Source organism: Pseudomonas fluorescens, from assembly GCF_000968015.1.
Lineage (GTDB): Bacteria > Pseudomonadota > Gammaproteobacteria > Pseudomonadales > Pseudomonadaceae > Aquipseudomonas > Aquipseudomonas fluorescens_W.
In genome coordinates this window covers 102,965-125,021 of record NZ_LACH01000017.1, presented here as the reverse complement: position 1 = coordinate 125,021, position 22,057 = coordinate 102,965, and the positions used below count along the sequence as shown (strand labels likewise).

At 57.6% G+C, this 22,057-nt stretch carries 20 protein-coding genes and 1 pseudogene; 8 read left to right on the top strand and 13 right to left on the bottom strand.

Annotated elements, in window-relative coordinates; translation table 11 throughout:
- The first annotated feature begins 169 nt into the window (after positions 1-169).
- Entirely contained in the window at positions 170-1,087 is a 918-nt protein-coding gene (locus tag VD17_RS10240) for an SdiA-regulated domain-containing protein (RefSeq protein ID WP_046053733.1), read from the top strand.
- A 126-nt stretch (positions 1,088-1,213) separates the two neighbouring features.
- Here VD17_RS10240 and rpiA read toward each other — a convergent pair whose 3' ends face one another.
- The gene (gene rpiA / locus VD17_RS10235; RefSeq protein ID WP_046053732.1) at positions 1,214-1,888 is read right to left on the bottom strand and encodes a ribose-5-phosphate isomerase RpiA; all 675 of its coding nucleotides are present in this window, start codon (positions 1,886-1,888) and stop codon (positions 1,214-1,216) included.
- A gap of 147 nt (positions 1,889-2,035) precedes the next feature.
- On the opposite strand from rpiA, the gene ilvA reads away from it, so the two are divergent.
- Positions 2,036-3,550, top strand: a complete 1,515-nt coding sequence (gene ilvA, locus VD17_RS10230) for a threonine ammonia-lyase, biosynthetic (protein ID WP_008150508.1) — start codon at positions 2,036-2,038, stop codon at positions 3,548-3,550.
- 39 nt (positions 3,551-3,589) lie between these two features.
- The gene (locus VD17_RS10225) at positions 3,590-4,015 is read left to right on the top strand and encodes a DUF2269 domain-containing protein (RefSeq protein WP_046053731.1); all 426 of its coding nucleotides are present in this window, start codon (positions 3,590-3,592) and stop codon (positions 4,013-4,015) included.
- A gap of 120 nt (positions 4,016-4,135) precedes the next feature.
- On the opposite strand, the gene VD17_RS10220 is transcribed toward VD17_RS10225, so the two are convergent.
- Positions 4,136-4,792, bottom strand: coding sequence for an HAD family hydrolase (locus VD17_RS10220; protein WP_046053730.1), 657 nt, complete (start codon positions 4,790-4,792; stop codon positions 4,136-4,138).
- A 143-nt stretch (positions 4,793-4,935) separates the two neighbouring features.
- On the opposite strand from VD17_RS10220, the gene VD17_RS10215 reads away from it, so the two are divergent.
- Entirely contained in the window at positions 4,936-5,415 is a 480-nt protein-coding gene (locus VD17_RS10215) for an RNA pyrophosphohydrolase (protein WP_008150514.1), read from the top strand.
- 22 nt (positions 5,416-5,437) lie between these two features.
- Positions 5,438-7,717 carry a phosphoenolpyruvate--protein phosphotransferase gene (gene ptsP / locus VD17_RS10210; protein ID WP_046053729.1) on the top strand — a complete coding sequence of 760 codons (2,280 nt, stop codon included), beginning with the start codon at positions 5,438-5,440 and terminating at the stop codon, positions 7,715-7,717.
- 210 nt (positions 7,718-7,927) lie between these two features.
- On the opposite strand, the gene VD17_RS10205 is transcribed toward ptsP, so the two are convergent.
- Positions 7,928-8,674: an NRDE family protein gene (locus VD17_RS10205; RefSeq protein WP_046053728.1), complete on the bottom strand. Its 747-nt coding sequence runs from the start codon at positions 8,672-8,674 to the stop codon at positions 7,928-7,930.
- 120 nt (positions 8,675-8,794) lie between these two features.
- On the opposite strand from VD17_RS10205, the gene VD17_RS10200 reads away from it, so the two are divergent.
- The 3 genes from VD17_RS10200 (at position 8,795) to VD17_RS10190 (ending at position 11,485) form a co-directional block, all read left to right on the top strand.
- A complete protein-coding gene (locus VD17_RS10200) occupies positions 8,795-9,577 on the top strand; it encodes a sulfite exporter TauE/SafE family protein (RefSeq protein WP_046053727.1) in 783 nt (260 codons plus the stop codon).
- An 81-nt stretch (positions 9,578-9,658) separates the two neighbouring features.
- The gene (lgt, locus tag VD17_RS10195) at positions 9,659-10,465 is read left to right on the top strand and encodes a prolipoprotein diacylglyceryl transferase (protein WP_046053726.1); all 807 of its coding nucleotides are present in this window, start codon (positions 9,659-9,661) and stop codon (positions 10,463-10,465) included.
- 48 nt (positions 10,466-10,513) lie between these two features.
- Complete coding sequence (locus VD17_RS10190; RefSeq protein WP_033060541.1) at positions 10,514-11,485, top strand: thymidylate synthase; 972 nt, start codon at positions 10,514-10,516, stop codon at positions 11,483-11,485.
- Between the two features lie 124 nt (positions 11,486-11,609).
- Here VD17_RS10190 and VD17_RS10185 read toward each other — a convergent pair.
- The 10 genes and pseudogenes from VD17_RS10185 to VD17_RS10140 form a co-directional block, all read right to left on the bottom strand.
- Positions 11,610-11,837, bottom strand: a pseudogene (locus tag VD17_RS10185) (Cd(II)/Pb(II)-responsive transcriptional regulator); the annotation flags it as partial.
- A 397-nt stretch (positions 11,838-12,234) separates the two neighbouring features.
- Entirely contained in the window at positions 12,235-13,929 is a 1,695-nt protein-coding gene (locus VD17_RS31210) for a DUF4915 domain-containing protein (protein ID WP_052962686.1), read from the bottom strand.
- Positions 13,930-14,043: 114 nt separating this feature from the next.
- Positions 14,044-14,670: an adenylyl-sulfate kinase gene (gene cysC / locus VD17_RS10175; protein WP_046053725.1), complete on the bottom strand. Its 627-nt coding sequence runs from the start codon at positions 14,668-14,670 to the stop codon at positions 14,044-14,046.
- A 66-nt stretch (positions 14,671-14,736) separates the two neighbouring features.
- Positions 14,737-15,885: a glycosyl transferase gene (locus tag VD17_RS10170; protein WP_259674550.1), complete on the bottom strand. Its 1,149-nt coding sequence runs from the start codon at positions 15,883-15,885 to the stop codon at positions 14,737-14,739.
- Positions 15,882-16,991, bottom strand: a complete 1,110-nt coding sequence (gene wecB, locus VD17_RS10165; protein ID WP_046053723.1) for a non-hydrolyzing UDP-N-acetylglucosamine 2-epimerase — start codon at positions 16,989-16,991, stop codon at positions 15,882-15,884. Before wecB ends, VD17_RS10170 begins: the two co-directional genes overlap by 4 nt.
- 12 nt (positions 16,992-17,003) lie before the next feature.
- Positions 17,004-18,572, bottom strand: coding sequence for an FAD-dependent oxidoreductase (locus tag VD17_RS10160; RefSeq protein ID WP_046053722.1), 1,569 nt, complete (start codon positions 18,570-18,572; stop codon positions 17,004-17,006).
- Positions 18,562-19,845, bottom strand: coding sequence for an NAD-dependent epimerase/dehydratase family protein (locus VD17_RS10155; RefSeq protein ID WP_080931989.1), 1,284 nt, complete (start codon positions 19,843-19,845; stop codon positions 18,562-18,564). Before VD17_RS10155 ends, VD17_RS10160 begins: the two co-directional genes overlap by 11 nt.
- A gap of 2 nt (positions 19,846-19,847) precedes the next feature.
- Complete coding sequence (locus VD17_RS10150) at positions 19,848-20,255, bottom strand: GtrA family protein (RefSeq protein WP_046053721.1); 408 nt, start codon at positions 20,253-20,255, stop codon at positions 19,848-19,850.
- A complete protein-coding gene (locus VD17_RS10145) occupies positions 20,252-21,043 on the bottom strand; it encodes a class I SAM-dependent methyltransferase (RefSeq protein WP_259674549.1) in 792 nt (263 codons plus the stop codon). The genes VD17_RS10150 and VD17_RS10145 overlap by 4 nt, the downstream gene beginning before the upstream one ends.
- Positions 21,040-22,053 carry a glycosyltransferase family 2 protein gene (locus VD17_RS10140; protein ID WP_046053720.1) on the bottom strand — a complete coding sequence of 338 codons (1,014 nt, stop codon included), beginning with the start codon at positions 22,051-22,053 and terminating at the stop codon, positions 21,040-21,042. Before VD17_RS10140 ends, VD17_RS10145 begins: the two co-directional genes overlap by 4 nt.
- Positions 22,054-22,057: the final 4 nt, after the last annotated feature.

Genomic DNA, 22,057 nt, shown 5'->3' with positions numbered 1-22,057 from the left:
CTTCGGCGGATTCACTATCGCTAGCAGATCAAGATCAAAAGATCGCAGCCTGCGGCAGCTCCTACACTGATCGCATCCGCCAGTTGTGGTTCGCGGCCACAGGCCATTAAGCTTTAATTCAGACTGTCGTGGTATTTCATCCGCCCGTCCTGATTCCGAACTTGCCCGAATGCGCCGACTTGCCCGCCCCAAACCCCTGATTCTGATCCTGTCGGTCATTGCGTTGATCGCGCTGGTTGCGTCCGGCCAGAACCTGCGCCTGTTCGAGCGCGCCTGGTTCAACCTGCACACCCTTTGGCAGCCAGTGAACGGTCAGTCCATCGCTCTGGATCAGTACCAGGTAGCGGTTGAGGCACGAGTCATTGTGGGGCTGGACGACGATGTTTCGGCGCTGACCTTCGATCCGGTGCGCAACAGCCTGTTCACCGTCACCAACAAAAACTCAGAGCTGATCGAACTGTCGCTGGACGGCCAGATTGTTCGACGCATTTCGCTGATCGGGTTTGGCGATCCGGAAGCCGTGGAATTCATCAGCGCCGACACTTACGTGATCACTGACGAGCGTCAGCAGCGGCTGATCAAGGTTCATCTGGAGAGCGACACAACATTCCTCGACGCAGCGGATGCCGAGCAGATGACCCTTGGCGTGCACATGAGCGGTAACAAGGGCTTCGAAGGTCTGGCTTATGACTCGGTGGGCAAGCGGTTGTTTGTCGCCAAGGAACGCGACCCGATGCTGATCTACGAAGTGCACGGCTTTCCGCATTACAACCCGGAAAAATCCTACGCGGTGCACGTAGTGAATAACCCCAAGCGCGATGCCGGGATGTTCGTGACGGACCTGTCGAGCCTGCAATACGACGAGCGCAGCGGCCATTTGCTGGCGTTGTCGGATGAGTCGCGGCTGATTCTGGAACTCGATGTGGACGGGCTACCGCTAAGTACGATGTCACTGAGCAAGGGGCGTCAGGGGTTGCAGAAGACAGTGCCGCAAGCGGAAGGGATCGCCATGGATGACGACGGCACGATGTACCTGGTGAGCGAGCCGAACCTGTTCTACATCTTCAAAAAACCTGCACAACCCTAAGCAACACCCTAAAACACTGTGGGAGCGAGCTTGCTCGCGATAGGGCTGTGTCAGTCGATAAAGATGCCAGCTGACAGACCGCTATCGCGAGCAAGCTCGCTCCCACAGGTTTCGTGTCGTGTCTAATTATTCAGCGCGCAAGGTTTTCACGCCTTCGCTGGTGCCCAGCAGCAGCAGATCCGCCGGACGTGCCGCGAACAAACCGTTGGTGACCACGCCGACGATGGCGTTGATCTGCGTCTCCAGCTCTACCGGGTTGGTGATCTGCATATTGAACACGTCGAGGATGATGTTGCCGTTGTCGGTCAACACGCCTTCACGGTAGACCGGGTCGCCGCCCAGCTTCACCAGTTCGCGGGCCACGTGGCTGCGGGCCATCGGGATCACTTCCACTGGCAGCGGGAACTCACCGAGCACCGGCACCAGTTTGCTGGCGTCGGCGATGCAGATGAAGGTCTTGGCCACGGCCGCCACAATTTTCTCGCGGGTCAGGGCTGCGCCGCCGCCCTTGATCAGGTTCAGGTGCTCGTCGCTTTCATCGGCGCCGTCGACGTAGAACTCCAGGTCGCTGACCGTATTCAACTCGTACACCGGAATGCCGTGGCCCTTGAGGCGGGCAGCGGTGGCTTCGGAACTGGCGACCGCGCCGTCGAACGCGCCTTTGTGCTTGGCCAGTGCGTCGATGAAGCAGTTGGCGGTGGAGCCGGTGCCGACCCCGACGATGCTCTTGTCGTCGAGTTTCGGGAGGATGAAGTCGACGGCGGCCTGAGCCACTGCCTGTTTGAGTTGATCCTGGGTCATGCGGGCTCCGAAGCGGGCAAGGGGAGAACGGAAAGGCCGGCATTATAGCCCCATGCCGGGCTAAAACCTCTTGATTCGTGTGGTCGCCCGCCCGAAAGCCGGGTTAGACTCCTTGGCCCTGCCCAACCCGCTCAGTGATGCTTTCCGATGCTCGAACAGTACGTCAAAAAGATCCTCACCTCGCGCGTTTATGACGTTGCCGTAGAAACCCCATTGCAGACTGCCCGCCAGCTCTCCGAGCGGCTGGGCAACAGTATTTGGCTCAAGCGCGAAGACTTGCAGCCGGTGTTCTCGTTCAAGATTCGCGGCGCCTACAACAAGCTCACGCAGCTTTCCGATGAAGAGCGCGCTCGCGGCGTGGTCACCGCTTCGGCAGGCAACCACGCGCAAGGCCTGGCCCTGGCGGCGAAAGTGTTGGGCGTGAAAGCCACCATCGTGATGCCCAAGACCACCCCGGAAATCAAAGTCGAAGGCGTACGTTCGCGTGGCGGCAAAGTGGTGCTGCATGGGGATTCGTTCCCGGAAGCCCTGGCCTACTCGCTGAAACTGGTCGACGAAAAAGGCTACGTCTACATCCATCCTTATGACGATCCTCACACCATTGCCGGGCAGGGCACGGTGGCGATGGAGATTCTGCGCCAACACCCTGGCCGTCTCGACGCGATCTTCGTCCCGGTGGGCGGTGGCGGATTGATCGCCGGGATCGCGGCGTACGTGAAGTACTTGCGACCTGAAATCAAAATCATCGGCGTCGAGCCGGACGACTCCAACTGCCTGCAAGCCGCCATGGCCGCTGGCGAACGCGTGATCCTGCCGACCGTGGGCCTCTTCGCCGACGGCGTCGCAGTAGCGCAGATTGGTCAGCACACCTTCGATATCTGCAAAGACTATGTCGATGAAGTGATCACTGTCAGCACCGATGAAATCTGTGCGGCGATCAAGGACATCTACGACGATACCCGCTCGATCACTGAACCTGCTGGCGCATTGGGCGTGGCCGGGATCAAGAAATACGTCGAGCAACGCGGCGTCACCGGTCACACCTTTGTGGCTATCGATTCTGGCGCCAACGTCAACTTCGACCGCCTGCGCCATGTCGCGGAGCGCGCTGAGCTGGGCGAAGGCCGCGAAGCGATTATCGCCGTGACGATTCCTGAGAAACCGGGCAGCTTCAAGGCGTTCTGTGAAGCCATCGGCAAGCGCCAGATCACCGAATTCAACTACCGCTACAACACCGGCAGCGAGGCGCACATCTTTGTTGGCGTGCAGACGCACCCGGAAAACGATCCGCGCAGTGCGCTGCTTGCCAGTCTGACCGAGCAGGGTTTCCCGGTGCTGGACCTGACCGACAACGAACTGGCCAAGTTGCACATCCGCCACATGGTCGGCGGCCGTGCGGCTCATGTGGTTGATGAAGTGATTCTGCGCTTCGAATTCCCGGAGCGTCCGGGAGCGCTGTTCAACTTCCTCAACAAGCTCGGTGGGCGCTGGAACATCTCGATGTTCCACTACCGCAACCATGGCGCGGCGGATGGTCGTGTGGTCGCGGGCCTGCAAGTGCCTCACGATGAACGCCATCTGGTGCCCGCAGCGCTGGAAGAAATCGGCTACCCGTACTGGGACGAGAGCGACAACCCGGCCTATCAGCTGTTTCTCGGCTGAGCGGCTACGCTGATGGCCAGGCCATAAGGAAATCGAACAATGGAAACGTTAACCGCCCTGAAGGTCGCTCATATGGTGGCAACGGTGTTGCTGCTGGTCAGCGCACTGGGTCTGGCGATCTGGGTCTGGCGTACGCGGCGCAATGGTGACGCAACGGCTTATGCGCGCACGTTGCAAAGGCCGCGAGTGTTTATCTGGCTGGTGATGGGGCTGGCGCTGCTGAGCATGCCGTTTACCGGCTGGTGGATGGTGCATCTGGTGGGCTGGCCGCTGGGGCAGATCTGGTTGTTGGCTTCCAGTGTGCTTTACACCGTCGCGGCGTTGGGCTGGTTCTGGTTGCTGGTGCGGCTTAACAAGTTGCGCACTGCTCCGGGAGGCAGCGGCAAGTTCACCTTCGCCCTCGCACTGTTCAGCTTCGTCTGTTTTATCGCGATTGCGGGGTTGATGGGCGCCAAGCCGGTTTAAGGCTTGGGACCGAGTTGCCCCCATCGCGAGCAAGCTCGCTCCCACAGGAGTTGTGTGAGGCCACAATAATGTGATCGACGCAATTCCCCTGTGGGAGCGAGCTTGCTCGCGATAGCGATATCAGTCGCGCAGAGTAATCACCGGCCAGCCACGCTTCTCGGCTTCAGCGCGCAGGTTTGGATCAGGATCGACCGCAACCGGATTGGCCACTTGCTCAAGCAGCGCCAAATCATTCATCGAGTCGCTGTAGAAATAGCTGCCCTCCAACGAATACCCGGTTTCTTCCAGCCAACGATTCAACCGCGTCACCTTGCCTTCTCGGAAGCACGGGACGTCGGTGCTGCGCCCGGTGTAGCGGCCATCAACCATTTCACATTCCGTGGCGATCAGGGTTTCGACGCCCAGGCGCTGGGCGATCGGCCCGGTAACAAAACGGTTGGTGGCGGTGATGATCACCAGCTTGTCACCCGCCTCGCGGTGCTTGGCCAGCAGTTCGAGGCCCTTGGGCAGCACAATCGGCTCAATGCAATCGCGCATGTAATCCAGATGCCATTGATCCAGTGTGGCCATCTCGGTGCGGCCGAGCACTTCCAGGCAGAAGTTCAGATAAGCGTCGTTATCCAGCTTGCCGGCCAGGTAATCCTGATAGAACTCGTCGTTGCGCGCCTTGTAGGCGACGGCGTCGAGGAAGCCGCGTTCGCACAGGTAATCGCCCCAGGCGTGGTCACTGTCACCGCCCAAGAGCGTGTTGTCCAAGTCGAATAAAGCCAGCCGCATTGCAGTTACTCGCTGAAAAGTCTGTAGAAAGGCGTCCAGAATACGGACTTTTCACAAGAGTGCACATAAGGTAGACCGGCTCGTTGCTGCTATCACAACCTTTGTGGAACAATGCGGCGACATGCGTTTGCGAGGTTGTTGCCGTGATCGACCCCGATGGTTTCCGCCCCAATGTCGGGATCATTCTCACGAATGATGCCGGACAGGTGCTATGGGCTCGCCGTATCAATCAAGATGCCTGGCAGTTTCCACAGGGCGGGATCAACCCCCAGGAGACGCCGGAAGACGCCTTGTATCGCGAGTTGAACGAAGAAGTGGGTCTTGAGCGCGAAGATGTTGAAATTCTCGCCTGCACCCGGGGCTGGTTGCGCTATCGTTTGCCGCAACGTCTGGTCAGGACGCACAGCCAACCGCTGTGCATCGGCCAGAAACAGAAATGGTTTCTCCTGCGCCTGGTCTCCAACGAGCAGCGGGTGCGGATGGATTTGACCGGTAAACCGGAATTCGATGGCTGGCGCTGGGTCAGCTATTGGTATCCGTTGGGCCAGGTGGTGACATTCAAGCGCGAGGTGTATCGACGCGCTCTCAAAGAGCTTGCCCCGCGCCTTTTATCGCGCGACTGACGACGGAGTTCGACCCCGAGCCATGCTCAATACGCTGCGCAAGATCGTCCAGGAAGTTAACTCCGCCAAGGATCTCAAGGCGGCGTTGGGCATTATTGTATTGCGCGTCAAAGAGGCCATGGGCAGCCAGGTCTGCTCGGTCTACCTGCTTGACCCTGAAACCAACCGCTTCGTGCTGATGGCCACCGAGGGCTTGAACAAGCGCTCGATCGGCAAAGTCAGCATGGCACCCAACGAAGGTCTGGTTGGCCTGGTCGGCACGCGTGAAGAACCCCTGAACCTCGAAAACGCCGCGGATCACCCGCGCTACCGCTACTTCGCCGAGACCGGTGAAGAGCGCTACGCCTCATTCCTCGGGGCGCCGATCATTCACCACCGCCGCGTCGTCGGCGTGTTGGTCATTCAGCAAAAAGAACGTCGCCAGTTCGACGAAGGTGAAGAAGCCTTCCTCGTGACCATGAGCGCGCAGCTCGCCGGCGTTATCGCCCACGCAGAAGCCACCGGTTCGATCCGGGGGCTGGGTCGTCAGGGCAAGGGCATCCAGGAAGCCAAGTTCATCGGCGTACCGGGTTCGCCGGGTGCGGCGGTCGGTACCGCGGTGGTCATGCTGCCGCCGGCCGATCTGGACGTGGTGCCGGACAAGACCATCACCGATATCGCCGCCGAACTCGGGCTGTTCAAGACCGCCATCGAAGGCGTGCGTGCCGACATGCGTGCCTTGTCCGCGAAGCTGGCGAACCAGTTGCGCCCGGAAGAGCGCGCGCTGTTCGATGTCTACCTGATGATGCTCGACGATGCCTCGCTGGGCAGCGAAATCACCACCGTGATCAAGACCGGTCAGTGGGCCCAGGGCGCGTTGCGTCAGGTGGTCACCGAGCACGTCAACCGTTTTGAATTGATGGACGACGCCTACCTGCGTGAGCGCGCCTCGGACGTCAAAGACCTCGGCCGGCGCTTGCTGGCTTATCTCCAGGAAGAGCGTCAGCAGACCCTGGTCTACCCCGACAACACCATCCTGATCAGCGAAGAACTGACGCCGGCAATGCTCGGCGAGGTGCCGGAAGGCAAGCTGGTCGGTCTGGTGTCGGTACTCGGTTCCGGTAACTCCCACGTGGCGATCCTGGCGCGCGCCATGGGTATCCCGACGGTGATGGGCCTGGTCGACTTGCCGTATTCCAAAGTCGACGGCATCCAGATGATCGTCGATGGCTACCACGGGGAGGTCTACACCAACCCCAGCGAAGTGCTGTGCAAGCAGTTCGCCGAAGTGGTCGAGGAAGAGAAGCAACTGGCCCTCGGGCTGGATGCACTGCGGGACTTGCCGTGCGTGACCCTCGATGGTCACCGCATGCCGTTGTGGGTCAACACCGGCCTGCTGGCAGACGTGGCGCGGGCGCAGAAGCGTGGCGCTGAAGGCGTCGGTCTGTACCGCACCGAAGTGCCGTTCATGATCAACCAGCGCTTCCCGAGCGAAAAAGAGCAACTGGCGATTTATCGCGAGCAACTCGCCGCGTTCCACCCGCAACCGGTGACCATGCGCAGTCTGGACATCGGCGGCGACAAGTCGCTGTCGTACTTCCCGATCAAGGAAGACAACCCGTTCCTCGGCTGGCGCGGCATTCGCGTCACGCTCGACCACCCGGAAATCTTCCTGGTGCAGACCCGCGCCATGCTCAAGGCCAGCGAAGGCTTGAACAACCTGCGGATTCTGCTGCCGATGATCTCCGGCACCCACGAGCTGGAAGAAGCCCTGCACCTGATTCACCGGGCCTGGGGCGAAGTCCGCGACGAAGGTTGCGACGTGCCTATGCCGCCGATCGGCGTGATGATCGAAATTCCGGCGGCGGTTTATCAGACCAAGGAACTGGCACGGCAAGTGGACTTCCTGTCGGTCGGCTCCAACGACCTGACCCAGTACCTGCTGGCCGTGGATCGAAACAACCCGCGGGTAGCCGACCTCTACGACTACCTGCACCCTGCGGTGCTGCAAGCCCTTCAGAGCGTGGTGCGTGATGCTCATGCCGAAGGCAAGCCAGTGAGTATCTGCGGTGAGATGGCCGGCGATCCGGCGGCGGCGGTGCTGTTGATGGCGATGGGCTTCGACAGCCTCTCGATGAACGCCACCAACTTGCCGAAAGTGAAGTGGATGCTGCGTCAGATCAACCTGAGCAAGGCCAAGGAATTGCTCGCGGAGCTGATGACCATCGACAACCCGCAAGTTATCCACAGCTCGCTGCAGCTGGCGCTGAAGAACCTTGGGTTGGCGCGGATGATTAATCCGGCTTCGGCTAAAACCCTGTAGATCTGCGGTGGATTCAGAAGCCACCCCTCACCCCAGCCCTCTCCCCAGAGGGGAGAGGGGGAAAGGGGGCCGATCTTCATGCTGTTCAAACCCTGAGTTCGACTAGATTTCCTCGGTCGCAAAATATCAAAAAAACAACTCGGTCAGTCCCCTCTACCCCCTGGGGAGAGGGTTAGGGTGAGGGGTGGACCCAACTGACACCCCACAAATCTAAACCCGCACCTCTACCTCCCCCAAATGCCCCCCATACGGCCCAAAACTCCGCTCAACCATCCACCGGGTCCCATCCGCCTGAACAATCAACGCCGTACTCGCTCGCGTCCCATAAGTCGGACTGGCAATAAACACACTCGACAGCAACGTCTCGGTGGCCAACCCGACTCCGGTGTCCGGCAAGTCAGCAAATGGCGCCGTCTGCGGATCATTCAGCAACGCCAATAAAGCCTGAGGTTGCGGATCGTCCAGCACTTCCTCCAGCGCTGCCCGCGCCTTGAGCAGTTTCGGCCACGGCGTATCCAGCCCGGCGTTCGACAACCCATAAACCCCCGGTGGCAGCATCACCGCCTCAGTCTCCCGGGCATTGAAGTGCCACAACTCATTGGTGTTGCCGATCAGCAGATTAAATCCGGCATATTCCAGCGAACGTCCGACAACGTCGCTTAAATAATCATCAATCGACATGTTGCCTAAAAGAAAACCCGCCACCAGTTCACCTCGCGATTTGCGCGATGGCGGCTGATGCGGATCGCGGATATTGGTCAGCGCGGCGAAGCGTCCATTGGCGCCAACACCGAGCCAGGTGCCCCCGGCCTCCAGATCGCGACCGGCATGCACGTGCGGTGCTTCGGGCCATTGCGCCAGTGGCAGGCTGGGCCGGGCATAGAATTCGTCGCGGTTGGCCGCCACGATCAGCGGCTGGGCATGACCCGGTCGCCAAGCGAAAACAATCAGGCACATAAGGCAGTCCTTGTGTGTTTTCTGCCCACTCTACTCAGTCATCGTGTGGGTATCCATCGCCATCCAGTGGAGCTTGAGGCCATGCATCCGTTACCATGCCGCTCTCATTTGGGGATGCGCATGGAATTTCTGCTCTATCTGGCGCTCGGCGCCTGTGCAGGTGTGCTGGCCGGGCTGTTCGGGGTCGGCGGCGGGATCATTATCGTTCCGGTGCTGGTTTACAGCTTCAAGCTGCAAGGGTTCGATCCGTCGATCCTCACGCACCTGGCGGTCGGCACGTCCCTGGCGACGATCATATTTACCTCGGTCAATGCGATCCGCGAACACCACCGTCGCGGTGCCGTGCGTTGGCCGATTTTTGTCTGGATGACCCTCGGCATTCTCATTGGCGCCGGTTTCGGCGCGCTGACGGCTGAAGCGATCTCCGGGCCCAACCTGCAGAAAATCATTGGCGTCTTTGCCCTGGTCATCGCCGCGCAACTGGCACTGGATTTCAAACCCAAGGCCAGCCGAACGGTGCCGGGTAAAGTCGGTCTGACCGTGGCCGGCAGTGTGATTGGCTGGGCCTCGGCGATTTTCGGGATTGGCGGCGGTTCGCTGACGGTGCCGTTCCTGACTTGGCGCAGCGTACCGATGCAGCAAGCGGTGGCGACTTCATCCGCCTGCGGTCTGCCGATTGCTTTGTCCAGTGCATTATTTTTCATGATTCTGGGCTGGCACGATCCATTGCTGCCGGCCCATAGTCTCGGTTTTGTTTACTTGCCGGCGCTGCTGGGGATCGCCCTGACCAGCATGTTTTTCGCTCGCCTCGGCGCACGACTGGCTCACAGCCTGTCGCCGAAGTTGCTGAAAAGACTGTTCGCCGCTTTGCTGTTCTGCGTGGGCTTGAATTTCCTGCTCTGACGCAGCGCAATCCTGACTTAATCCTGGCGTGACAGCGTCGCCCGGGAATTTTGAAAGTTTCAACTCTAACGAGGAGTCGCAATGCTGCCTTACCCGCAGATCGACCCGGTGGCATTGGCCATCGGTCCGCTGAAAATCCACTGGTACGGCCTGATGTACCTGATCGGCATCGGCGGCGCCTGGCTGCTGGCGTCGCGCCGGTTGAACCGCTTCGACCCGACCTGGAGTAAAGAGAAACTCTCCGACATGGTGTTCTGGATGTCGATGGGGGTCATTGTCGGCGGCCGGTTGGGCTATGTGCTGTTCTACGATCTGAGTGCTTACCTCGCCAACCCGTTGTTGATCTTTGAAGTGTGGAAGGGCGGCATGTCGTTCCACGGCGGGTTCATCGGCGTGATGCTGGCCGCGTTGTGGTTCGGTAAAAAGAACGGCAAGTCGTTCTTCCAGCTGATGGATTTCGTCGCGCCGATGGTGCCGATCGGTCTGGGCGCCGGACGTATCGGTAACTTCATCAACGCCGAGTTGTGGGGCAAGGCAACCGATGTGCCGTGGGCGATGATCTTCCCGACCGATCCGGCGCAACTGGCGCGTCACCCGTCGCAGCTGTATCAGTTCGCCCTCGAAGGCGTGGCGTTGTTCGCCATTCTCTGGTTGTTCTCGCGCAAGCCGCGGCCGACCATGGCGGTGTCCGGGATGTTCGCGCTGTTCTATGGGATCTTCCGTTTCATCGTCGAATTCGTCCGCGTACCGGACGCGCAACTGGGCTATCTGGCCTGGAACTGGCTGACCATGGGTCAGGTGCTGTGCGTACCGATGATCGTCGGCGGTCTGTACCTGATCTGGCTGGCGTATCACCGTGCACCGGCGGCTCCAGCGGCGGCCGTATAAATTCGAACCCCGGGGCGACGGTCCCGGGTTCAAGGACACAGGTAACTCATGAAGCAATATCTCGAACTGGTCGCCCACGTCATCAAGAACGGCACCAAGCAAGCCAACCGCACTGGCGTGAACACCATCAGCTTCCCTGGCGCGATGCTGCGTTATGACCTGAAGGAAGGTTTCCCGGCGATCACCACGCGCAAGATGGCCTTCAAATCGGCCATCGGCGAGATGTGTGGTTTTCTGCGCGGGGTGAACAACGCCGCCGAATTCCGCGCGCTGGGCTGCAAGGTCTGGGATCAGAACGCCAACGAAAACGCCCAGTGGCTGGCCAACCCGTTCCGTCAGGGCGAAGACGACCTCGGCGAGATCTACGGCGTGCAATGGCGTAAATGGCCGGCGTACAAGCAGATCCCGGTCAGCAACCAGGCCGCCATCGAGCAGACCCTGAGTCAAGGTTATCGCCAAATCGCCGAAGGCGAAGAAGACGGTCAGGCTTACGTGGTGCTGTACAAGGCGATCGACCAGATCCGCCAATGCGTCGACACCATCATCAAAGACCCGGGCAGCCGCCGCATCCTGTTCCACGGCTGGAACGTCGCCCAACTTGATGAAATGGCTTTGCCGCCGTGCCATCTGCTGTACCAGTTCCACCCGAACGTCGAGACCAAAGAAATCTCTTTGACTCTGTACATCCGCTCCAATGATTTGGGCCTGGGCACGCCGTTCAACCTCACCGAAGGCGCCGCGCTGCTGAGCCTGATCGGTCGCCTGACTGGTTACACGCCGCGCTGGTTCACCTATTTCATCGGTGATGCCCACGTCTACGAAAACCATTTGGACATGCTGAACGAACAGCTCAAGCGCGAGCCGTTCCCGATGCCGAAACTGGTGATTAGTGATCGTGTGCCGGAGTTTGCCAAGACCGGTGTTTATCAGCCGGAGTGGCTGGAGTTGATCGAGCCGAGCGATTTCTCGCTCGAAGGCTACGAGCACCACGCCCCAATGACCGCGCCGATGGCGGTATAAAACACCACGCAATACCCCTGTAGGAGTGAGCCTGCTCGCGATGACGTCGGCACATCCGATATCGATGTGACTGAACAACCGCTATCGCGAGCAGGCTCGCTCCCACATTTGTTTTGCGGTGTTTTTAGTGGCCGTGACTGCGGCCAACATGGGAATGCTCCACCTCCGTCGCCACAACCCCGCCGCTCACTTCAAGCCGCTGCAAAATCCCGCACTGATCAATCTCCGGCCCTTCGCCACAACGTTGGCGCAGGTCGAGCAGTTGCGTCTGCAACGCCAGCAACCCATCGATCCGCGCCTTCACGTGATGAATATGTTCGTCGATCAACGCATTCACGCTTTCGCACTGATCGACGAGCACGTCGCACTGAAGGAAGTGGCTGATGGCGTGTGGGAGTTGGTAAACGATGTACCCGGTCAAATGTGTAAAGGATGTACCGGTCTCTACAGGTCTGGCCAGACTGGTATGGAAAAAATTGCAGGAAGAGGTCGTTGGCTATCTGCTTAATATCGCTGATATTGTCCGAAACGCGGGAAAACACCGATATTCATCATCGAGGCGGCGCCGATTGGGCATCGGATGATTGATCATCATCTGGAAGAGCTAACGGGCGTGCGCACCGAAGGGCAACACGCGCCTGACAAGATGGTTGTACGAGGCGCTTTTCTGTCTTCCCGATTCGCAGACCTGTTTGACGGAGTCGACGGCTCAGCACCGCTGATCCGCGGGTATCAGCGGCGTGCTGGATTTAAAGCCGGAGCAAGCGTCGAATGTCTCTCAGCGGGCGCGTCCAGCGCCATGAGTGGCTCTCGAGCAGAGCGCGGGTGACTTCTCCACTTGCTTCGAGCTGATGGCTCATGGAGCTCAGTTGCAAATTGCGCTCTGCCAGTGAATTCTGCAGTTCATTCTCCGCTCTCGTTACATCAGTCAGCGCCATGCGAACTGCTTCCAGTTGCGTGTTCTTCTCCCTCGTTACATCGTCCAACAGTACTCTCGCAGCCTCTAGCTGTTGCTCTTTTTCCTGAATCACAGCCTCTAACTGTTGCTCCTTTTCCTGAATGGCATCCGTCAATAGCAGGATCTGTTGTTTCTCGATAAGGAGTTCCTGTTTGGCCTGATTCAGCTGCAGTTTGGCAAGTTGGTCCAGGTCGATCAGTTCAGCGATGCGTTCTTCGGCTTTTGCTTGGTTGGCTATCAAGTCCTGGATCTGTTGTTCTTGAATATGGAGGCGAGGAAGGGTTTCCTGTAATTGGTCTGCGATATGGTCGGAGTGCTGCTGCAGGATTAAGGACTGCTGAGCAGACGCTTGAAGGTCAGCTTCAAGCACCTTGATGCATGACTGGCTTTGCGCAAGCTTGAGACTATCGTCGGCACGGAGCGCCGCAGACTGCTCTAGCTCATGCATCAGTGCTGCGCTTCCTTGAACAAGATCGACAATACGGGTATCTCGTTCGGTCAAGGCGACGACGTGTTCGGCATATTGTTTGTTTCGTGTGTCGAGGTGCTCAGTCAGGGACTCTTCCATCAGCCTGAGCCGCTCGTTATTGTTCTTCAGCTCCTGGATTTGTTCGTCGCGCGTGTTTATGGCGTGTCGATAATCAACGGCTGCACGCTGGCTGATGCCAGCAAGTACAGAGGGGAGTGCGTTGATATCTTCAATGGGCAGGACCGAGTAAATTTCCGATATCGGGAGTTCTATGCGCCCCAGTTCCTCCCAGCTTTGAAGGTCCAGTGCCACCAGGTTTGCATTCACGATGGCACTGCTATCGATATTGCGTGAGCGACTCAAGCCGATGTACAGAATGTTGTCCTGAATGCAGATACCTCGGGTGTAACCGTCCAGTATTTTGCTTCGTAACAGTTTCGCGTTGCTGTCGTATTCCCGTAACTCCCTGGTTTCGGAGTTGGCGAGTAACAGATTGTTGCCGAACGGGACCAGGCTGTGGGGTTGCGACAACGCCTCGATCAAGCGTTCTCCAGTGTGCAAATCCTGGACGAAACCGGCTTTAGCCGTATTGCCTTTGTACTGACGGTGGTCTGTGAAGTCGCCAAAGGCACTAAAGACTATGCGCTGATTCCAGAGCGCCATGCAGTTGATATGTTTTGCGTCGATTTCACCGGGAAAAGGCCAGCGGCGCACGGGGACTGCATTCATATCCAGCTGCAGGACTTCATTAGCGCTCGTGCCCACAGCGTAGAGAGAAGAGTCCGCGATCAGTACATCATGGATGTCGTCAATCGACGTGCCTGGATCCTCTGAAGTTTGGTTTCCCTGGTAAAAAATCAGGCCTTCTGGCTGAAAACCTCTCAAAAATTTGTCACCACTCAGGCTGATGCCTGTGGTGCTCATGTCGTCCAGACGAAATACCTGGCCGTAACGAATAAAGAGCAGCCCACCTCCATTGGGCGAGGAAACCATCAGACTTTCGAATGCATTAGGCATGCTTGGTGTGTTCCTGAGGCAGGCTGGGAAGCGTGAGAAGGTGCACTTAAAAACGGAGCCGCGACAATAGTAGTCGCTTAGTTCATGCGAACTATCAAGGTACGTTATCGGCCGCTATGAGGGTTTCTGGATCTTGGGGAGAGGGTAATCAGGATCAATTAAGGCGAGCAATTGATTGACCGACTCGTCCAGCGTCGAAATATTAGTGTCGATTCTCAGATCAGGCTGCTCAGGTGCCTCATAAGGCGAGGAGATGCCAGTGAATTCCGACAGAGTTCCTGCTCTCGCCTTGCTATATAACCCTTTTGGGTCGCGGGACTCGCAGACTGCCAGAGAAGTGCTGACGTGCACTTCCCGAAAGTTGGCAGCGCCTATGATTTCGTGTGCCTGTTGGCGGTCCTGATTAAAGGGCGAGATGAAGGCCGCGATGACGATCATGCCGGCGGAGTTCATCAGTTTCGCAACTTCCGCGACTCTGCGGATGTTTTCCGCCCGATCCTCCGGGCTGAATCCAATATTGTTGTTGAGTCCATGGCGCACGTTGTCGCCATCCAGCACGAAGCACAAGCGTCCCATGTCCATCAAGGACCGTTCGAGAGCGAAGGCGAGGGTCGACTTGCCCGAAGCGCTAAGTCCCGTGAGCCAAAGCGTTACAGGCTTCTGGTCCAGCAGTTGACGACGTTCTTCTGCTGAGACCTGGCTGCCATGCCATACCAGAAAGTTAGGTTGTTTGTGTGCCATGAAATGACTCAATCCAATCGGAGTGCTGAAACGGGTTTAGGGGAACTCGATGACATCAGAACAGCTCTACGCGGGATTTCGTTGTGTGCGTAGGTCGAACTCGGTTCGAGCGGCGTATCCCTGTGTTTTCACGTGCGTCGCAGAGAAACGGTTCGCCCAGAGATTGTTCTGACGAAATTGATGAATAGTTGAATGATCACTTTGACTGGCGAGCGCCTCAAGGGCGGTTTTACGCAAATCAGTTCCGTCATCAACTATCCAGACGCCAGGCTCTTGGCCACGTTGCGCCATTTCACCGAAACGGGTGGATATGACGGGCAAGCCGAGGGCGCGGTATTCATAGTATTTGATCGGGTCGACCGAAGCGGTCAGCCGGCTGAGTCTGAATGGAATCAATCCCACCGAAAACGTTGCCATGGCCGCTATTGCACTGGCATGGGAGCGCTCGGGGAGCAGCTCGATATTGGCAGGCAATACGCAAGGCGCCGGAGTGAATATGGGGCCGATCAGCCGAACCTGGTTTTCAGGATTGGCTCGCGCCAGCGCAATGACCAAATCCCAATCGAACCACTGACCCACCGTGCCGACGTAACCGAGTACCTGTTGTTTTGTGCCCAGGTCAAGGTTCTCGACTGGCGCCAGTCCCTGTACATCACAGGCATTGAGGGCCAGTTCTACCTTGTCCGTCATACTCAAGAGTTTGTCGCGAAGGGCCGTGGAGGACACCAGCACTTTAGATACCCGACGAATGAGTTGCTCCTGACGACGTTCCATGGACCACCGTGACAGGCCCTGATAAAAGGCCGGAAAATCATCCATGGCATCGTAGACGGCATAGCTTTGAGGTATGCGCGTCAGCAGTTGCAGGGCCAGTTCGGAGGGTTTTCCGACACAAATCATGCACGACTCGCCTGCGGAAAACTCAGCGGTTTTTTTGAAAACGTTGCGCCAGAGTTGCTTGAGTACTATCGCCGATCCTGGAATGGGCTCGATCGGTAAGGTCTGGAGTTTGCAGACCTGCAGCCAGGGTGGAACGGTGACGTTTTGTTGATCGGCAACAGGCAGCTTACGCCTGAAGTCGTTCAGCGATGGCAAACGTGTCGGGTACGGATCGATCCAGAGCACGGACTCCCCGGTCTGGTTGTGATACCAGTTGACGAAGTGATGTGGGCGCTGGCTGAAGCTGGCCCACGGCACTGGGGATAGGTAGATCATCCGCATTGCTGGAAATGCTGCCTTAAAACGCCGACTATGCGCGATGCGGCCTTGCCGTCGCCATAGGGGGAAACCCCACGTGCCATACTCCGATAAGCCAGAGGATCATCAAGCAAACGTTGTGCTTGTTCGATGATCGTGTCTCGGTCGGCACCTACCAGCTTGACCACGCCAAGGTCGACCGCTTCCGGGCGTTCGGTTTCCTCCCGGAGTACCAGGACGGGTTTGCCGAGGGCCGGTGCTTCTTCCTGCACGCCTCCAGAGTCACTGATGATCAGGTATGAGCGCTTCATCGCCGCGATAAACGGAGCGTAGTCCAGTGGCGCACACAGAATGATGTTCGGTGTCTTACCGAGCAATTGATACGCGACATCCTTGACGTTCGGATTGGGGTGTACGGGGTAAAGAATCTGGATGTCCGGATTCCGTTCGGCCAGGCTCTTGAGTGCCTGGCAGATATTCTGGAACGGTTCGCCGAAGTTTTCGCGTCGATGGGACGTCACCAGCACCAGGCGTTTGCTTGAGTCCAGTTCGATATCCAGAGGCAACGTTTGTGCTGCGGTCATCAGCAAGGCATCAATCACTGTATTACCGGTCATGGTGATATCTGCTGCGGCGACGCCTTCACGCAGTAGATTGTCCATGGAACCCTGAGTCGGTGCGAAATGCCAACGGGTCAGCTTGCCGGCGATCACTCGGTTGGCTTCTTCAGGGAACGGATTGTAGATATCTCCGGTACGCAGGCCTGCTTCGATGTGACCAAAGGGAATCCGCAAATAGAAACACGCCAGGGCAGCGCTCATCACGGTGGTCGTGTCACCTTGAGCCAGTACGACATCCGGTTTCTCGGATTGCAGTACGCTGTCGAGCTCAAGCAGCAATCGTGCAGTCAGCGTCGTCAGTGACTGATTGGGCCGCATGATGTCCAAGTCCAGATCGGGAGTAATTCCGAAGAACTCAAGCACTTGGTCAAGCATGCCGCGGTGCTGGGCGGTGGCCAGAACCCGACAATTGATATTTTTTTCTGCCTGCAGAGCCTTGATCACGGGTGCCATCTTGATGGCTTCCGGACGTGTGCCGACGATGCAGAGTACCTTGCGAGTCATTCCTATGATTTCCTATCGCTGTGCTAGTGAACGCCCTATCCGGTCCGCGTTGGCCATGATAGTCAGAGTGTGAGATTTCTCGGTAAGGCTGGGCAGGCAAGCCCCGTCGACAATATGCACGCCGGGAAGTCCCGCCACTTCGCCAAAGATATCAGTCTGCCCGGCCCTGGGCATCGAGTGCATGGGGAGGGTTCCCGCATAGTGTATATCCGCCCCTGGCTTACCAACTGTGAAGCTCATGGGCATCAGCAGTGCGCCCATTTTCCAATAGATTCGACGCAGCTTTACCTCGGCGGCTTTCATGAGCGTCGTGATCTGGGGTTGCAGATCGCCATTGATGCTCAACGAACCATCGGGGCGTAATACCGCCTTGTTATTGGACAGGTGGCCAGGAAGGAAGATATTTCCGACAAGGCAAGAACTGAGCAGGTTTTTCAGCAGTTCAATGCTATAGCGTTTGCTCATCGGAACCCGACTGACAAACTCGGTCATCGGCAAGCCTGTGGTGCTGAACGTCGAACCGAAAGCCGTCGTACCGGACGCCAGCTCCAGGGCGAACGATAGCTGGCCCAGACCAAATGCCGAAACTCTTGGAGTTCCGAGCATTTTTGGCAGCCATAGCAGGAAGGCAGCCGTCGGCGACGATAGTAGTGGCAATGGGGCCGAATAGTTCAAGTGCTTAAGGGCGAGTCTGGTCGAGGCCAGTGTTCCTGCCGCCAGCAGCAGGCGCGTACCGGAGAAGCGTCGGGAGGAACGAAGGTCGGTGATTGCCCAGGAACCGTCCTGCTTGAGGAGGTTGTCTACCAGGAAGCCTTGAATGTGCTGGAATCCCGGGTATTGCTTGAGTTTCGGAAGTTCTTGCGACGCGCAATACAGCGCCCGATTCTGACATCCCCACAAGCAGTTTCCAGACAGATCGCAGGCTTGGCGTTCTTCCAGCGGCTGGCTCAAGGCTGCCACCCTTGAGCGACCTAGACGAAACCCCAGGTCGGGAAACGAGTGTCGGCGTCGGGTGTAGTTATCAAGTAGTCGTTGATGCAGCTTGTCCAGTGGCAAGGGCGGTTGCGACCACTCATCGAGACCAAAGTAGCTCGAAAGGTCGTCGTCGATCTGGCCACTGATACCGATCCGGCGGGAAACCGTTTCGTAGGACGTCTCCAGCTCGGAGTAGTCGATGGGCAGACCTGCAAAATCACTGGCGGGGAGACGTGCAACGCCGCAGCCCCAGGCATTCGACAGACCACCGGTTGCCAATGATCCTATGCCGATGAAGTTGTTGGCTTCGATGCGATTGCCAGCGCTGAACCCCTGAAAGACATGGGCATGGGTCGGCGTCTTCAGTTTCGGAGAGACCGCATCCAGTTGGTTCAAGGCGTGGAAGTTTTCGCCGATCATCCATTTCCACTGAAACTCGTCGTTTGTCCTGCTGGTGAGGAACGGACGGGTCGGTCCCAATGATGAGCCCGCATCGGTCTGGGCATCCACCATGAGTACTTTCAGGCCGGCTTTAACCAGCGGATAGGCAGCCGAAGTCCCGGCCGGGCCACTGCCGACAATGATCACATCAAATTCAGGCTTCACGCTGGGCTTCACTTCCAAGAAACAGCTGACGGGCAAAGGGTCGGCACAACAGGGTCGCTAGCCGCCACACAAGCTCTTTGACCGAGGTCAATCCCAGCGCTATCAGTGTGGTGACAAGGTTGCGCTGCTCAAGGGCGCCGAGAAATGTCTTCGCTCCCTGGGGGCTGGCTTCGGCAATACTGAGTGCAACCTGCAGTCGCCAGGATAGCTCCTGACCAGAGGGCTCATTCAGGACGCTATGATTGTCGAGGACTGTCAGGAGTATCGGCCAGCGCATTAACAGGTGTGAGCGGATGACCGGTTGGGTTTTGCCTGCGCGCTCCAGCGCTCTTGCGTATCGACTGACCAGGCTTTTTTGCGGCGGGCTTTTGAGCAGGTAGTTCAAGAGTACGGCGGCCTCTTGAAGGAGTTGCCGGCGTTGGCCACGGCCGGAGCGATGCATGCCATGAGCAAGGGGGCGCAACTCGATACCTAGCTTTTGCAGAGAGTGCTCACTTTCCATCTGAGGGAGATTGATGAGTGAAAAAATCCGCTCCAGGCCCAGTTTCGTGCTCAGCGATTGCCCGAGTGATAGGCCCAGCAGTTTGAGCAGCGCCACCGGCAGGGGTACTGGCAGGCGAGCGGCATGGACCCGGTGTGCTGCAATCGCCATGAGAAAGCGGCCAAAGGAAATCGGCTGCACCGCGCCCAGATTAAAAATTTCGGCGTGAAGGTCTTCTCGCTCGGCGACGGCCAATATTGAGGCCGCAAGGTCGTCGACATGAATGGGCTGCACGCAAGGCGCAGGCATGAGTATCGGAATGATGGGGGATCGGCGAACCAACCCTGACAACACGCCAAAGAGCCCGCGCTCGGGGCCGCCATACACTTGTCCGGGACGGATCACTACTCCCCCGGCGGCAAGCACTTCTTGCTCGATACGCCATTTTGTCCGGCCGTAAGCACTAGGGGCCGTGGCCTCGGCAGTCTGGCTGGATATGAAGATGAACCTGGCCGAGCCTTGATGGGCGCAACGGATTAGCGCTTGAGCAGCCCTTACTTCGTCGTCCGCGCCGGTGTGAGTGCCTGTCGATGTATCGGCAGCCAAATGGATTAGCGCATGCATTCCTGTCGGGCATTCAGGGGCTGGCCCCAACAGGTCGTAAGCGAGCCAAGTATATGTTTCGGGACACGGTTGGCGCGTGGCGCAAATGACTTCGTGACCGTCCGCTGCCGCAAGGGATGTCAGCCGTTGTCCGATGTAACCCGTGGCGCCGGTAATGAGCAGCTTCATCGCTATACGCCTTTGGCGCGATCAGACGGGGCAGACGTGTGCCCATTGGAATGAAACACGAACAGTTTGCTGATCCAGTAAGTCACGACTACACAGGCCACATCGGAGACAAACTTCACAGTGGCAGGGCTATCAACGAGATACAGGCCCGCGCTGAACAAGGCCGAAGCGATCGGGATGTTAATGGCGAGTAATAAGAAGTAGCTGAGTGCTTGAGCTTTGCCGCTGCCGAGGTTCGACTGGAACGTAAAGTGCCGATGCAAAAAGAAAGCGAACACGCCGGCGACCCCTTTGCCGGCGATATTGGCCAGGACCGGCTCATCCTTGAATAGAGAGATCAATAGCAAAAAGGTACCCATGTCCAGCGCATAGGCCAGGAGCTGGATAGCGCCATACCTGATAAAGGTCAAGACTTCCTCCTGATGACCACGATGTGATGGAGTGCGAGTACACGTCTCAAGGGATAGAGCAGTTTTTCAATGACTTTAATCAAAGGGATCAGCGCGTCAGGAAGCAACTGGCGAAAGTTTAATCCGCCCGAAATCAGGTACCGGGGATAATTACCGCAAATTTCCTGATGGACGATCTCCAGGTCAGGGTACTTGAGCTCGAATGCCTTCCTGTCCCGTACGAAAACGATATAGCTGAGGGCCTGATTGGCGCCGTTCATGGGACCGGTTGACGGTGTTTCCCACGACTCGAAATGCATGTCGAATCCCTCGGACTTGAACAGGCGCTTATAGAGAAACGCGGCAAATAGCCCGTGAAAGGGCTCGATCAAAATGGCCCCGCCACCTGGTATCAGCGTCCTCTCCAGCTCCGTGAAAAACCGATCGGGATGAGGGAAATGGTGGAAGCAGTTCTGACCATAAAATGCTTTTACCGAGTGGTCGTCCAGGCTCATTGATTCAGCATTCAGTGCCATGTCCAGTTGCTCGGTGGAGACAATGTCCGTGGCCAATACTTCAGGGTACGAATTGCGCATGGGCGCGATACCCGCACCCAGCTCCACCTCAAGACCTTGAACCTTGAAATAGCGGTCTGCCAGGCGATGAAACGAATGATGGAACTCGATGAATACTTCCCGAAGCATTCGCTTGCGCTCAAGAACTTTCTCATGGAGTTCAAGGCGCTCGGTGCCATCGACGTCCAATGCCTTGAGCGATGGATCCGACAAAAAATCTCTCAGTGCCTTCATAGTTTTTCTTCCCGCAATGGCGTTGCTTTACGGCGCCTGGAGTGCCTTGGTCTACTTGGCACGGAGGCGATGTCATAGCCGAGGAACGCCATGATCAACTGCAACCCCAAGAGCATTGGCAGTGCGCTGAGCATTACGGTCCCGGCTGGCGTTGCGATGCCATTCTGAGAGGATTCAAGCCAGTGATAGCTGCCGAAGATGGTCCCGAACAAGAACATGAAAATTCCGATCGGTAATTCGATCGAGGCCAAAGACATGTCTCGCAGGTAGTAGTTGTAGAACACTCGTTTGGTGAAGTTTCGCAAGTGTTTGAACAAGAACTCGCCAATGATTTTCGAGATTTTGAGATTGCTGACTTCGTCGCCATACCTGGCTTCCATCGGGATATCGACAACCACGGCGCGCACGGTATTCAAGCGGAACAGAATATCGGTCTCGAAAAAGTAGCGTTGGCTGACCTTGTCGAGGGGCAAAAGCCTGGCGACGTCACGATGAATCGCGGTGTACCCGTTAGTGGGGTCAAACAAATCCCAGTAACCCGTCGACAATTTGGCCATCAACGACAATATGGCATTGCCGAAGAGTCGAACCCGCGGCATCGATTGAACTTCTTCCAGATCGAAAAAGCGATTGCCTTTGGTGTAGTCGGCTTCTCCCACAAGGATCGGCTCAATAAAGAGCGGGATCAGAGCCGGGTCCATCTGACCATCCCCATCGACTTTGACGATGATACTCGCGCCATCAGCAAGGGCTGCTCGATAGCCGGTCATTACCGCACCTCCCACGCCTTTGTTGACGTCATGGGGCAGTACCTTGACTCTTGGATCGGTGCAGGAGGTCAAGACATGGCCACCTGTACCGTCCGGGCAGGCATCGTCAATGACATAGATGCGCCACACTTCCGGACCTATGGCTTCAATGACACTTACGATGTGCGCAGTGACCCGATAGCTTGGGATAACTACCGCGACTCGTTGTTCTTCCGTGAAAAGCTCTGTTTTTGAGTTCATCGAT